This window comes from Methanoregula sp. (genome assembly GCF_049518935.1).
In the GTDB taxonomy this organism is placed as follows: Archaea; Halobacteriota; Methanomicrobia; order Methanomicrobiales; family Methanospirillaceae; genus Methanoregula.
This window is the reverse complement of the sequence record NZ_JBEKRH010000010.1, coordinates 34,608-46,935: the sequence shown is the minus strand read 5'-3', so window position 1 is coordinate 46,935 and position 12,328 is coordinate 34,608. Positions and strand designations below refer to the sequence as shown.

Here is a 12,328-nt window from a genome sequence, read left to right as displayed (position 1 = left end):
AAAACGCAATCGAATCTTTTCTTCGGTGCATGAACGATCTCCCGAAAAAAAGCGAGGATGGCACAAAAGGGAACTATGACTATGAAGTTCTCTTTGACCAATACCTCGCAGATAAAAAACGGGACCACGATGAGGACTTCACGAAATTTGCCAACTGCCTGAAGGCAGAGTGCGCGAGTCTCCTTTCAGCACGGCAGAGAATGACATTTGCACGACGTATCCTCGAAGACAATGGTGCAAAATTCAAGGGTAAGACTGTTCGGGATTTGAAGCGGGAGATGAAGGGCGGGGCCGGTACTGTTGACAAGGTTATGACGGCGAAAGTAATTGATTCCGCTCTGAAAGAACTCGATGTAAAAGGGCGGGCTCTTGTTCTTACCCTCGCCAGTTCAGGAGCCCGTTTGAACGAAATTCTCTCCCTGAAACTCTCCGAAATTGACTTTGAAAGCCACCCCGTAAAACTCACTCTGCGAAATACCAAGAACAAACAAACACGATTCACATTCATCAGCACCGAAGCGACGCAATGTGTTAAGGCGTGGTTAGACAAGCGTGATCAATACCTTGTCGGTGCATCCCGCAGAAATGCCGGGCTTGTGCGGGCTGGCATATGCGGAGAGAAAGACAAGGATTCGGATCTTCTCTTTCCCCTGACCGATTCCGCCGTAAATGCACTCTGGGAAAATGCGCTAAAGGCGGCTGCCCTGTATTCACAGGATCAACAGACCGGGCGCAATCAATACCGGATACATTCTTTCCGAAAATTTTTCATCAGCCAGTTAAGTATGGCAGGCCAAAAAACCCTAGCAGAGCACCTGGCAGGGCATACCGGCTATCTGGATGGTTCATATCGTAGAATTGATGAAGAGGCCGCAGGAAAGGCTTACCTTGCCGTTCAGCACGTTCTTACAATCGGGATACCCCCAGAGTTCCGAGAACGGGCGACCGAATTAAACAGCAAATTGAAGATACAGGGTGAGAGTATTGAAGGACTTCGGGCGATGAATGAGAAACTCGCCTCACAGATGGTGAAGTTAGAAGGCCACAATATGGAATTAGAAGAAAAAATTTCAAAAATCGAGGATGAACAGGCACGAATAAGAACCCAAAAGAGTGTGTTTGATACATTAATGGAAAATGACCCCGAAACTCATAAGGTATTATTAAGACTCATAAAAGATCAACTCACACAAATCTAAAGGAATTTCCTTCTATTTTTCTTGCGCGCTTTAATTTACCCATATTATTAAACCCTGAAAAGATGAGTATTATTACTCACAATCATAGGGCTTTATCTATTACTGGCAGTAACATTTATGCATGGAAAATATGCATAGTGGAAATTATTTTCATCCGCTGCCCTACACGATCACCCGCTCGGATTTTTTGAAACTGAGCCGACTCTACCAACTTGCCGCTCTTGCTTTACAGGAAACGGGGAAAGTTCGGATCGTCGATGACTCCCACCCGTCAACCGACCTCGCGCCCTCATCAGAGGGCTATCGCAATTCGTGCGACCAACGGGAGCGGGTGGTTTGGAGGGCGTTCGACAACGCGCTAGCCCTCCATAATCTCGTAACTTGTAACCCATGAGCCCCATAAGGGGCGTCGGGTGGGTTGGAGCCCCGCAGGGGCTCGCGACCCCCCTTCTAGGCTCATATAATATAATGTTAAAAAAAGGACGGTGTGAGACGTGAGAACCGGAACTATAGCCCAGATGAAGGAGAATCCTGCTTGGCTCATATAATATAATGTTAAAAAAAGGACGGTGTGAGACGTGAGAACCGGAACTATAGCCCAGATGAAGGAGAATCCTGCTTGGGCTTCCTACATCAAAGAAGTAATAGAGTTCCGCCGATACCTCCGCGAAACGGAAAACCTGTCCTTCACATTTCACGGTGAACAATTGGCTGAAGGGGGAATGGATGACATTACCAGCAAAATGCCCTACAAACACCGATGGTCAAAGATTTATCGCCGGGGAGTTCTCGCCAAATTTTACCAACTTGAAAAGTATCTTGTCGATAATCCCACACAAATAACAATGCTCACCCTTACGACTTTTCACGGCTGGAACAAGTTTCGACAGGAAAGCCAAAATTGCATTGACCAGAAAGGACACCTTATCTCAATCCTTGAAAGTTTCGACCTGCTGAAAACCAATTGGCGGTTACTGAAACAGCATATTCATCATCCTTACGTCTGGATCATGGAACCTCACGAAACGGGATATCCTCATATGCACGTCGTAATTTTGGGAAAACTGACCGAAGACGAGAAAAATCGGATAATCGCCTTTTGGGCGGACAAATACGGAACCTCTGATAAGGAACATGGAGCCATATTCACCGAACCACCTGTAAAATCCATTCGGAACTATCTTATGAAATACATGGTAAAAGGATTCAGAAAATCAGGGAGCAAATACGGGGAACCTGACGATTGGACAACGGGAGAACTTGTTTTTTACTCTCTCGTGAAAAAATATCGCTGGCGGTTGTTCGGGGCTACACGAGACCTGGTAATGGTGATGAAATATACACCGAAACCGCTCACTAACAAGCCGCTCTATTATGCGACGGAATTACACCACAAGAATGGTACTGATAACGTGATGTGGCTGCGCAGAGAGCCTACGGGGTGGTTGAATCATACACGGGTGTATCGAGAAATAAAAAAAGCTTCCCCAGATGAGGAAAGAATATTATAAAGTCAAATTTTTCTGGGCAGAGTCATTCAAGAATAAACTAAATCGAAAAAAATATTATTATCGGAGTTATATGGAATTGTATGAAAATACCCGCGAGACCTTCACGAGCTTTAACCATTGCTTTGGTAATCAATGTAGCAATTATTATAATTAGTGGGATCGTTTTAAGAGCGTCTCTAACGTCGTCTAATCCTTTGTTTCTAACAATTTCAATGTATTCAATGGCATTTTTTACCCCTCTTTTAGTCTTCGGTATTTTATATGTATTATTCAGTGATTGGCCCGAAGGACAGAAAGCTCTCGCAGTCATTCTCTTTATTGGTATAATGGTGGTTCTGTGGATGTTTGCGTCTTGGTGGATTCAGCCAAACTCTGACTATATGGGTAACGCAGGAGCGGGTGTAATTGGTGCTGTAATTGGGGGATATATTTGTAAAGTCCTCATCCCTAATTGATATTTTTTCTACAGTTAACAAGGTATTATTTGTAAGATTAACAATTACTTTTCAAGTGGTTTTATGAATAGTTACGATCCTTGCTCGGGCTGTGAATATTACACTAATCACAATAATGTGACAATTGTACATGACGGTGGGAGAACTGAAACATCAGGATCATTTTTGTGCACTAATCCGTATCTAAAAAGCAAGGTCAAATCATTGAAATATCTTATTCAGATTGATGGAAAGCGAGTTTCTAATGCAATTCGAATTGGAGACGCACTAAAAATTTGTGAACGCGCAAAATAAAATTAAGCTCATATAGAATAAGTCACAGCATGATGAGATTAATAGTTGAAGGTATACACTTTCCTAGCACTCCCTCCAAGTGCATCTACCTGAATTTGTCCGGGAGACTCAAATACAACTTCAATTTTACTAACTTTAACTCCTTCATAATCAGTCAAGGTGTATGGATAAATATCGGTTCCGTCTTGAATTGTGCAATATACAGTTCGACTCTCACTAGGTTCAAGACCAGTTACTCCTATAGCAAAGAGGCTGTGTGGGTCAACATCACAATGATCTGAACTCGCGATGCGATTGTTACTTTCATCATAGACATTTGTACTTATCATTAGTGTAGGCAAGTTTTTATTGTCGTTATTAGTTATCGTGACCTTAACAAAAGAGGGATTAAAAGCAGCAAGCGGTGGACTAAATACACCCGGTCCGATTGGGTGGGGTTGACCCGAAGTGAAACTGACATTTGTAACTGTAAGTTCATTACTGTGTAAAAATCCGATTCCAGTACATCCGGCAAATAAGACGAATCCCGCTAAAAAAAATGAAAGAAATCCGGTAAGATGATGCATGATGCTCTCATCAGTGTTGAATCATTAAAAATAGTCCACCCACTATCAGAACTACTAAAAATATTATTAAACTGATGAACATAAATTTTAGACGATTATAAATATCGGGGAGAGGTTCTTTTAAATCAGGATATTTTGTTTCAGCTTTCTCCTTAATCTCATTCATAGTGTTTGCAATGAAATTACCCAATAAACTACCAATAAGACTTATTCCTAAAATAAAAAGAGAAAATCCTAATTCATCTGTTGGAATTGTCATACTTTTTTCTATTGCTTGATGAATATTAATAATTGTATGTGTTATTCTAATGGCCATTTTGTTATTTTTCACAGTTAACAATGTATTATTTTCAATTGACAGAAATGAAAATTTGATTGAGACGATTGTTTTATTTATCCACGTGATAACAAAACAAAGTGTAAGAAATTACAATTTTAAGAGATGGTATATGGATGACACAAATAGAATCTGAGGAAGTACAACCAAATCAAACCAAACATGGATATTTATTTAAGGTAATTCGCAAGATTGTGAAACCTTTATTGTGGGTTCAGATCTATGTAGGTGCTGGATTTGGTCTTCTGTATGGGCTTTTCCTATGTGCAATTGGTATCCTAATGCTATTATCTCCAAATTCTTCTGATCTGTCATATTTTGGTCAAACTGGAATTGGTGCAATACTTATTGTCTTTGGCGCGTGTCTTGTCGTATATGGATATTTCGTTGTTAGTGTAATTGAAATAAAAATCGATTCCGTAGTGCAATAATCCCCCTTTTTTTAAAATAATGTAGATATATGCACTTTCAGATGTTAACACAAAAAGACAAAGTTTGGAGTCTTTTACTTTGAGTTTCTTTAAATATTTTTTTGGCTGGACTCGCTCGCACCGGAATATTCCCCGGTCCAGCCCGGGCCACGAAAAAAATTCCCTGGAATCAGGCTCCAAGATCATTCCCGACCGCCCCCGTTCCGGCGCCCTTCCGAAGGAGAGATCCCCTATAACTGACCGAATCCCGATTGCCAAAACAGGGGTTCTTTCCGTTTTGCCCCTCCTCCAGCCCGTCTTTCCAAATATCGGTCGCTGTATCGTTGCTAAATGTTGCTTATTCCGGGCACATATATGAGTCATTTCGTGAATCAGAGGGTGAAACGGCTGCTTCCCGGAAGCAGGGTGCGTCTTTTTGCTGAAATGTTGTCTCCCGGACCCCCGGAACGGACAATCGGAGGCAGAAATGGCCTCTGTTTGTCGCATCCCGTAACTCCACCCCCGGATACTTCCGGTTCCGAAAAGCAGATGACGGGTCCGGTATTAAATCCGGTTCCCGGCTGGCCATATCCCCGTATGGGAAAGCAGTACTATTCCGGGCCCGTAAAAGGCCCCGTTTGCCAATCCGGGCAATCGATCTTTTTCTGCACAGGAAACGATGTCCACGCCATTGAAAAAGTCTGCAAATTGTGGATATTTTTGAAAAACCTGTTCATTACGGCGATTTTAAACCTGCAAAATAGCGGCTTTTGGACAGCCCCGTTTTTCCGGCTGCACGAAAGACCCTGCTGATGAAGGAAACCCCTGTTTTCGTGATCAGGCAATCAAGCCCCGGAAACCCCCGTGTCAGGTGATTCGAAAAGATTCAGTACTCACGGTTCCCGGATTCCGCAACCACGCCCCAGGCCCGGACCTTCTCCGTAAAAGAGACCGCCGCATTCGCCGGGCTCGTGGAAGGAAGCGTCACGGCCGCAAGACCGGGAATTTCTGAAAATTTCCGGTAGAGCCGGCCGGCCGTGCTCCCGTTCAGCGCCACGAGCCGGACGGTCGGGTGCGCCCGGACAAACCCGGCAATATCGTTCTGCACCGGGTCCCGGATCCGGCTGTCGGCACTGCCCGGCCGTTCGCACGCACCGATCACGTCCCAGAGCGCCACGCCGCGATCCGCGAGCCGGGCAATGCGGTCGGGATACGGGAGACCCTCGGGAATCGCGAAGTGCTCTTCCATGATCCGCCAGAACTGGTTCCTCGGGTTCCCGTAATACTCGCTGTGCGCAAGGGAGAGAGCGCTCGGAAAACTCCCGAGGATGAGCACACGGGGATCGCATCCCGCAACCGGGCTGAGGCCGGGCGCCCGCAGACTCGAATGGTGCGAAGGGCCGTTCATAAAAAAAAGTTCAGGGAGATTCTTTGAAATAGAGGTTGCAGTGGCAGTGGCCCTGCTTTGAAATCTCGTCCTTGTGGTAGATGCAGGGGCACTCGATGTCCCGGTCTTTCTCCTCGTCGCCGCTCCGGAGCCGGCAGGGGCAGAAGGGCCGCCCGAACTTCGTCTTGTTGCGCACGAGCCCCCTGATCACGGTGCCGAGCTGCTTCTCATCGGTATTGAGGGACCAGCCCTGCTTGTGCGCATAGGCCTTTGCCCACTTGAGCATATCCGCTTCTGCTAGGGAATTTTCTGTCATGATCGTTTCAGGAAGTATTGTGGATACATTGCGCATCCATATCATTAGCCTTTTTGCTCCGTGGAAGGAACGGGGTCCCGTCCGCAGGGGTCGGGAATCCCCGGCGCTGTTCAGCGCTTTTTTGCCGGTGCTGATTTCGGCTTTGATTTTGCCGCTGCCTTAGCCGACGCTTTCTTTGCCACGGCCTTTGCCTTCTTTGCAGGAGCCACCGTCACCGGTTTCTGTTCGGCCTTTTTTTTTTGCCGGTGCCTTTGCTGCCGGCTTCTTCGTGATCCGTGCGGTGACACGGTTGTAGGTCGCCATCACGTCGCCCTTGTTGAACCGGTACACGTCCTTATCGAGCGACTCGCCCGTCTCTTTATCCCAGAGGCGCATCGAGTCCATGCTGATCTCGTCGCCGAGATAGATCGTCTTCCCGCCCCGGCCGAACTCCATCTTGAAGTCCACGAGGGTGATGCCCTGCGAGGCGAGGAGCTTTGCAAGGAGGGTGTTGATCTTCAGGGCGATCTTCTTGATCTCCGCGAGTTCTTTCGGGGTCGCCAGCTTCAGCGCCACGACCAGGTCGTCGTTGAGCATCGGGTCGTGCCGGGAGTCGTCCTTGAAGTCGATCACGATGACCGGCGGGTCGAGCTTCGTGCCCTCTTTGAACGGGTAGTTCCGGATAATCGAGCCGGCAGCGATGTTGCGCACGATCACTTCGAGCGGGATCATCCCGAGTTCCCGCACCACCATCCGGCGCGGGTCGAGCATCTCCACAAAGTGGGTCTTCACGCCGTGCTTCTCCAGGTACTCGAAGATGAAGGCCGACACTTCCGCATTGTAACTGCCCTTGTTCTTGAGGACGTCTTTCTTCCCGCCGTCAAATGCTGTGATGTCGTCGCGGAACTCCACAATGAACTGACCCTTGACGTCGGTGCGGTACACGGACTTCGCCTTGCCGGTATAGAGGAGGTTCTTCTGCTTCACGTCAACTGCTCCTTAGTGCTCCTTAGCCTGTACTCTTTGTGCGAGCCGGTTTATTAGGGGTTGCAGATCGGAGTGGAACCAGCCGCGTTCTATGTACTTCGGGTAGATGCAGAGCCGCTCCACGAGCCGGGCATCGCCGGCAATTATTTTGAGTTCATCGAATGCGGGCCACGGGTGCTCGGGGTTCACGTAATCGATCGTGAGCGGGGAGACGCCGCCGAGGTCATCCACGCCACACGCGATCAGCAGGCGTGCATCGATCAGGTTCGGCGGGATCTGGATCGCGATATCGGGCTGGAGTATGTCCCGCGCCAGCTGGATCGTGGCGCAGACCTCGTCCGTTGTCGGCACCGGGCTCTGTGCGAGTGGGGTGCCGGGCTTCGGGCAGAAGTTCTGGACGATGATCTCCTGGATGTGGCCGTACCGCTTGTGGAGGTCGCGGATCGCAAAGAGCGAATCCTCGCGGTCGGCCATTGTCTCCCCGATGCCAAGCAGGAGTCCCGTCGTGAACGGGATCTTCAGTTTTCCCGCATCCTCCATCATCTTAAGCCGGACGTCCGGCGACTTGCCGACAGACGTTGCGTGGGCCGGGATCTCGGCCGTGGTCTCGAGCATCAGCCCCATGCTCGCGTTCACCGGACGCAGCCGCTCCATCTCCTCGTACGTGAGGATGCCGGCATTGGTGTGGGGGAGGATGCCATACCCGATCCCCTTCCTGCACATCGCCTCGCAGTAGTCGAGAATTGTTTTGTATCCGAGCGGGGCAAGGAGGGCGGTAAAGCCCGGCTCCGATTCCGGCCGCTCCCCGAAGGTGAAGAGCGCCTCGGTGCACCCGAGCGCCGCCCCGTTCCGCAGGGTCTTCTCCACGTTGTCCTGCGCCATGATGCACCCCTCCTGCACCGGTGTCCTGAAGCTGCAGTACCCGCACCGGTTCCGGCAGGCGGTCGTGAGCGGGAGGAAGACATTCCGGGAGAACGTGATCGTGCGGCGCTGCATGAGAATTGTTCGTCCTCGTATCTATTGAACGTTAAGGTATGATCACGGACCGGCGCGCAGGATTAGAGACCCGGGCAGGCCCGGAGGATAAGCATAATCAACCGGGCAGACCAACCTTGCCCTACAGGAACGTCCCATGCGGGAACCCCGATTGTTTTGGAGACCGATGACGGTGCCGGAAGACCACAGCGAACCAGATGGAAAAGAAGCGGCCGGGACCGGGCCACACTCAGCAGAGGACCCAGCGGAAATAGAAAAATTCCAGGCAAAGATCGATTTCCTGGAGAAGAAACTCAACATCGTGGGCAGCGTCACCCGGCACGATGTCCTCAACCAGCTGACTGCGATTGTCGGATACACTGAACTGCTGGGGATGATGGTCGAGGATGAGAACCTGAAATCGTTCCTTGAGAAGGAGACCCAGGCAGTCAACAAGATCCAGCGGCAGTTCCAGTTTGCCAAGGATTACCAGAATATCGCGACCGAGCCGCCCCGCTGGCAGAACCTGAACAACACCCTCCACCGCGTCCGGGAGCACATCGATCTCAAGGCAATCACGATCACGGCAGAGACCGGTGATACGGCCGTGTACGCGGATTCCCTCTTTGAGAAAGTGTTCATCCACCTGTTCGAGAACACGGTCCGCCACGGCAGCACGGCGACCGGAATCCGCATAAGCCTGCATCCGGACGGGGAATTCCTGCAGGTGATTGTTGAAGACAACGGGACCGGCATCCCTCCCGGAGACAAGGAGCGGATCTTTGAACGGGGGTACGGGAAAGGCACCGGCTGGGGGCTCTTCCTTGCCCGGGATATCCTTGCAGCCACGGGGGCCACTATCACCGAGAACGGCGAACCGGGCAAAGGGGCCCGGTTCCTGATCCGGCTGCCTCCGGGTACGTTCCGGAACGGCGGCGGGGAATAAGTCCCTTTTTCTCCCGTCAAAAAAGCGTTATTTTTTCCGCAGCCACGCGGGATGGATGACCTGTTCCGGACAGGTATCCGCGGAGTGCGACCGCAGGCAATTCATTCCGGGTTCTCCCGCTGATTTGATCCCCCACTCTCTGCACCAGCAGGTGCGGATGAACATGGAATGGTTGTAAGAGGATCAGGCGCCCTGTTCCAGTTTCTCCGGGTTCACGGCCACCCAGACTTCCGCTTCTTTTGCAGACGGCCGGGTGAACCGCTTGTCATAGAGCTCGAAATCATACGTGTAGGTCCGCGGGAGTTCGGAAGCCCAGATATTTGCCCAGACCCCGACGATTTCGTCCGGCATCCGGCCTTTTGCCCGGAAGACTGCGTAGGTCTGCGGGGAAATCCGCCGGACCTCCATCCCGTCCGGCACGGTATCGGCCCGGGTGACCCCGCACCCGAGCAGGTAGGAGTACCATCCGGTCCAGTCCTTCTCGTAGTCCGAGTAGACAGCGTACATAACCGGGGGTGTGACCCGGTGCGGGATCTTTGCCGCTGCGTTCTGTGTGAGGAACTCCTGCCAGCAGCCGGGGATGCTCTCCTGCGCATCCGCGTTCCGGGTGCGGCGGGCGATCCCGACGATAGTCCGCGCAGGCAGCTTCTTTATCGCAAATTTCAGGCCATCCATCTCGTAAAAAACGTAATGCGGCTGAGATGTTAAACCGTTCTTTTATATCTCGCGGTGCTGTGGCGACGAGCATATCAGCACCTTTTTTTTATTTCCCCGCGTACCTGCTAGCTGATGTGTCCGCACGCTCTGATTCCCTATAAGACCAAGAACCCGAAGACCCGCCTCTCCGCCCTTCTCTCGCAGGAGGAGCGGGAACAGTTTGCCGAGGCAATGCTGGAGGACGTGCTCTTTGCGGTGAAAGACGCAAACTGCATGCCGGTCATCGTCAGTACGGAACTCTTCGAAAGCGAGCTTGTCCAGATCACGGTGCAGGACGCCGACCTGAACCAGACCCTCAACGAAATTCTCCCGCGGGCCGAGAACAGTGTCATCATTATCATGGCCGATCTCCCGCTGGCCGATGCGGCCTCGATCCGGCGGGCTGTCACTACCCAGAAAGATGTGGCAATCGTGCCCGGGCGTGGCGGCGGGACGAACGTAATCTACCTTAAGGAACCGCAGAAGTTCCATGTCGATTATTACGGGGGCAGTTTTTCAAAGCATATGGCGATCGCGGAGCAGGCCGGGCTCTCGGTTGATGTGATCGACTCGTTCCGGCTGCACACAGATATCGACGAGGAAGAGGATCTTGTGGAGCTGCTGATCCACGGTGCCGGCAAGAGCAGGGCGTACCTGGAAGGACTCGGGTTTGCACTTGCAACGGACAAGGGCCGGGTAGGAATCACCCGTAAACGATAGCATTATCAATTCAATCTACAGATTGCCATCATATGACGGGATCGTCCGGGCTATCGCTCATCGAACTCCTCAGTACGCCGGATCCGGATGTCAGCCGGATCATCAATACGTTTGTGACCCGTTTCAACAATGCCTACGGGATCCCCGGGACCGACCGGTGGGATATAACGAAGGAGGACTGGCAGCGGTACGAGTTCCTCGGTGACCGGGTTCTCAACCTGATCGTTGCCCAGTCGCTTTTTACCCAGCGGGCCGGGGTGCTCGACGAGGGCCGGATGACGAAGATCCTCAGCGGGGCGGTCTCGAACCATGCGCTCGACGCACTGACCCGGCAGCACGGGAAGACGGCCTTTGCCCGCCTCATCCCGAGAGCGATCGGAGAAAATCCCTACGGCGAACGGATCACGGGCGGAGCGTTTGAGGCATTCATCGGGGCCCTGTACTGCGAGGTGGGGCTGGATGATGTGGCCTATTTCGTGAATACGATCATGGGAGATGTCCTTGCCGCGCACGACCCTGACGGGAATGCGATCGGTGCCCTCCAGGAGTATTTCCAGAAAAAGGACCAGTCCCTTCCGGAGTACCGGGAGGTCGTGCGCACCGGGCCGGATCACAAACCATCCTTTACGTTCCAGGTACTCTGCAATGGTGAGATCCTCGGCGAGGGCAGCGGAGAGACCGCCCGGCAGGCAAAACAGGCAGCGGCAAAGCGGGCGCTCGATACTCTCGGGCGGGATCCGTACTGAACCGGTAACCGGGGTCCCGGCGCCCCCCCTCACCGCACGACCCGGTACCCTGCCGATGCCAGGCGGGCTCCCGCCTCTTCTTCCCAGCAGGCTTCGTCAGCTTTATCCAGTTTTGAGCACTCCCGGTCCCAGGTCTTTTTGAGTCCGGCATCCCGGGAAACGAAATACCGGGTGCCATCCATCACCCGCCCGATCTTTTTACCCTCCCCGTCGAGCACGAGGATCCGGAAGCAGGAGTACTGGCGGCAGAGATCCGGCCTCGAGCGGTGGACCGTACAGATCACTGCCCCCGTGTCCTCCTCCCGGAGAAACGGACAGGCCATGGGACGCGTCATCCGGATGTCCTGCCGGGAACAGAGTACCTGCTTGTCCGGATCGATCGTGACCATCTGCTCCTCTCCTGTGACCTTAAACCCGATCCGGAATGCCGAAGGGCCGGTCTGCTCCCGGATCTCGATGATCTCTCCCATGGAGCTGCAGCACTCCCCGCACAACCGGCACCGGAACGACACGGCACTTCCTGTAGTAACCGGTTCGTATGCGGGAGAGGATAAACTGAACGCCTGCATATAAGGCTGAACAGGACCCTTAGACCAGACGCCTGCCAGGTCCAGGTTCCGGCGAAATATCATCACGTTCCCCCCGGGAACTATATATTGAACCGCCCGGTTGAATTCTTCCCCGTTTTAGCCAATAATTGGGCGCTCGCCATGATGCAAATATAATAGCTCCCGGAGGCATCGTCATGGAGATCATCCCTGGAAACCAGGGAGCCGGTAGTGTCGAAAATGGGTTGTTACCTGA

At 51.8% G+C, this 12,328-nt stretch carries 15 protein-coding genes; 7 read left to right on the top strand and 8 right to left on the bottom strand.

Annotation, left to right across the window (positions count from 1 at the left end; genetic code table 11):
• Nucleotides 1-29 precede the first annotated feature (29 nt).
• The 3 genes from ABSE13_RS08015 (at nt 30) to ABSE13_RS08005 (ending at nt 3,165) form a co-directional block, all read left to right on the top strand.
• Complete coding sequence (locus tag ABSE13_RS08015; RefSeq protein WP_424027993.1) at nt 30-1,199, top strand: tyrosine-type recombinase/integrase; 1,170 nt, start codon at nt 30-32, stop codon at nt 1,197-1,199.
• A gap of 602 nt (nt 1,200-1,801) precedes the next feature.
• Nucleotides 1,802-2,710: a rolling circle replication-associated protein gene (locus ABSE13_RS08010; protein ID WP_424027992.1), complete on the top strand. Its 909-nt coding sequence runs from the start codon at nt 1,802-1,804 to the stop codon at nt 2,708-2,710.
• Between the two features lie 80 nt (nt 2,711-2,790).
• A complete protein-coding gene (locus ABSE13_RS08005; protein ID WP_424027991.1) occupies nt 2,791-3,165 on the top strand; it encodes a hypothetical protein in 375 nt (124 codons plus the stop codon).
• A 332-nt stretch (nt 3,166-3,497) separates the two neighbouring features.
• On the opposite strand, the gene ABSE13_RS08000 is transcribed toward ABSE13_RS08005, so the two are convergent.
• Nucleotides 3,498-4,025, bottom strand: coding sequence for a hypothetical protein (locus ABSE13_RS08000; RefSeq protein WP_424027990.1), 528 nt, complete (start codon nt 4,023-4,025; stop codon nt 3,498-3,500).
• A 10-nt stretch (nt 4,026-4,035) separates the two neighbouring features.
• Complete coding sequence (locus ABSE13_RS07995) at nt 4,036-4,356, bottom strand: hypothetical protein (RefSeq protein WP_424027989.1); 321 nt, start codon at nt 4,354-4,356, stop codon at nt 4,036-4,038.
• Between the two features lie 122 nt (nt 4,357-4,478).
• Here ABSE13_RS07995 and ABSE13_RS07990 point away from each other — a divergent pair, with 122 nt between their 5' ends.
• Complete coding sequence (locus ABSE13_RS07990) at nt 4,479-4,793, top strand: hypothetical protein (RefSeq protein ID WP_424027988.1); 315 nt, start codon at nt 4,479-4,481, stop codon at nt 4,791-4,793.
• An 865-nt stretch (nt 4,794-5,658) separates the two neighbouring features.
• Here ABSE13_RS07990 and ABSE13_RS07985 read toward each other — a convergent pair.
• From ABSE13_RS07985 to cofG, 4 genes are all read right to left on the bottom strand, one after another.
• Nucleotides 5,659-6,180: a DNA-deoxyinosine glycosylase gene (locus tag ABSE13_RS07985; RefSeq protein WP_424027987.1), complete on the bottom strand. Its 522-nt coding sequence runs from the start codon at nt 6,178-6,180 to the stop codon at nt 5,659-5,661.
• 10 nt (nt 6,181-6,190) lie between these two features.
• A complete protein-coding gene (locus ABSE13_RS07980; RefSeq protein WP_424027986.1) occupies nt 6,191-6,475 on the bottom strand; it encodes a ferredoxin-thioredoxin reductase catalytic domain-containing protein in 285 nt (94 codons plus the stop codon).
• Nucleotides 6,476-6,634: 159 nt separating this feature from the next.
• On the bottom strand, nt 6,635-7,441 hold the full coding sequence (gene purC / locus ABSE13_RS07975) for a phosphoribosylaminoimidazolesuccinocarboxamide synthase (RefSeq protein ID WP_424027985.1): 807 nt from the start codon (nt 7,439-7,441) through the stop codon (nt 6,635-6,637).
• A gap of 12 nt (nt 7,442-7,453) precedes the next feature.
• Complete coding sequence (cofG, locus tag ABSE13_RS07970; protein WP_424027984.1) at nt 7,454-8,437, bottom strand: 7,8-didemethyl-8-hydroxy-5-deazariboflavin synthase CofG; 984 nt, start codon at nt 8,435-8,437, stop codon at nt 7,454-7,456.
• Nucleotides 8,438-8,603: 166 nt separating this feature from the next.
• Here cofG and ABSE13_RS07965 point away from each other — a divergent pair, with 166 nt between their 5' ends.
• Nucleotides 8,604-9,362, top strand: coding sequence for a sensor histidine kinase (locus tag ABSE13_RS07965; RefSeq protein ID WP_424027983.1), 759 nt, complete (start codon nt 8,604-8,606; stop codon nt 9,360-9,362).
• Between the two features lie 183 nt (nt 9,363-9,545).
• On the opposite strand, the gene ABSE13_RS07960 is transcribed toward ABSE13_RS07965, so the two are convergent.
• Nucleotides 9,546-10,037, bottom strand: a complete 492-nt coding sequence (locus tag ABSE13_RS07960) for a GyrI-like domain-containing protein (protein ID WP_424027982.1) — start codon at nt 10,035-10,037, stop codon at nt 9,546-9,548.
• Between the two features lie 114 nt (nt 10,038-10,151).
• On the opposite strand from ABSE13_RS07960, the gene cofC reads away from it, so the two are divergent.
• Together cofC and ABSE13_RS07950 are read left to right on the top strand one after the other, a co-directional pair.
• A complete protein-coding gene (gene cofC / locus ABSE13_RS07955; protein WP_424027981.1) occupies nt 10,152-10,778 on the top strand; it encodes a 2-phospho-L-lactate guanylyltransferase in 627 nt (208 codons plus the stop codon).
• A 32-nt stretch (nt 10,779-10,810) separates the two neighbouring features.
• Nucleotides 10,811-11,524 carry a ribonuclease III family protein gene (locus ABSE13_RS07950; RefSeq protein ID WP_424027980.1) on the top strand — a complete coding sequence of 238 codons (714 nt, stop codon included), beginning with the start codon at nt 10,811-10,813 and terminating at the stop codon, nt 11,522-11,524.
• A 29-nt stretch (nt 11,525-11,553) separates the two neighbouring features.
• Here ABSE13_RS07950 and ABSE13_RS07945 read toward each other — a convergent pair whose 3' ends face one another.
• Nucleotides 11,554-12,156, bottom strand: coding sequence for a YkgJ family cysteine cluster protein (locus ABSE13_RS07945; protein ID WP_424028018.1), 603 nt, complete (start codon nt 12,154-12,156; stop codon nt 11,554-11,556).
• Between the last annotated feature and the right edge of the window lie 172 nt (nt 12,157-12,328).

Bases quoted from the DNA above. Each gene is read 5' to 3' on its own strand.
- ABSE13_RS08000 (WP_424027990.1), bottom strand. From the start codon at position 4,025: ATGCATCATCTTACCGGATTTCTTTCATTTTTTTTAGCGGGATTCGTC.
- ABSE13_RS07965 (WP_424027983.1), top strand. From the start codon at position 8,604: ATGACGGTGCCGGAAGACCACAGCGAACCAGATGGAAAAGAAGCGGCC.
- ABSE13_RS07990 (WP_424027988.1), top strand. From the start codon at position 4,479: ATGACACAAATAGAATCTGAGGAAGTACAACCAAATCAAACCAAACAT.
- ABSE13_RS07950 (WP_424027980.1), top strand. From the start codon at position 10,811: ATGACGGGATCGTCCGGGCTATCGCTCATCGAACTCCTCAGTACGCCG.
- ABSE13_RS08005 (WP_424027991.1), top strand. From the start codon at position 2,791: ATGAAAATACCCGCGAGACCTTCACGAGCTTTAACCATTGCTTTGGTA.
- ABSE13_RS08015 (WP_424027993.1), top strand. From the start codon at position 30: ATGAACGATCTCCCGAAAAAAAGCGAGGATGGCACAAAAGGGAACTAT.
- ABSE13_RS08010 (WP_424027992.1), top strand. From the start codon at position 1,802: ATGAAGGAGAATCCTGCTTGGGCTTCCTACATCAAAGAAGTAATAGAG.
- cofC (WP_424027981.1), top strand. From the start codon at position 10,152: ATGTGTCCGCACGCTCTGATTCCCTATAAGACCAAGAACCCGAAGACC.
- ABSE13_RS07960 (WP_424027982.1), bottom strand. From the start codon at position 10,037: ATGGATGGCCTGAAATTTGCGATAAAGAAGCTGCCTGCGCGGACTATC.
- ABSE13_RS07945 (WP_424028018.1), bottom strand. From the start codon at position 12,156: ATGATATTTCGCCGGAACCTGGACCTGGCAGGCGTCTGGTCTAAGGGT.
- cofG (WP_424027984.1), bottom strand. From the start codon at position 8,437: ATGCAGCGCCGCACGATCACGTTCTCCCGGAATGTCTTCCTCCCGCTC.
- ABSE13_RS07980 (WP_424027986.1), bottom strand. From the start codon at position 6,475: ATGACAGAAAATTCCCTAGCAGAAGCGGATATGCTCAAGTGGGCAAAG.
- ABSE13_RS07985 (WP_424027987.1), bottom strand. From the start codon at position 6,180: ATGAACGGCCCTTCGCACCATTCGAGTCTGCGGGCGCCCGGCCTCAGC.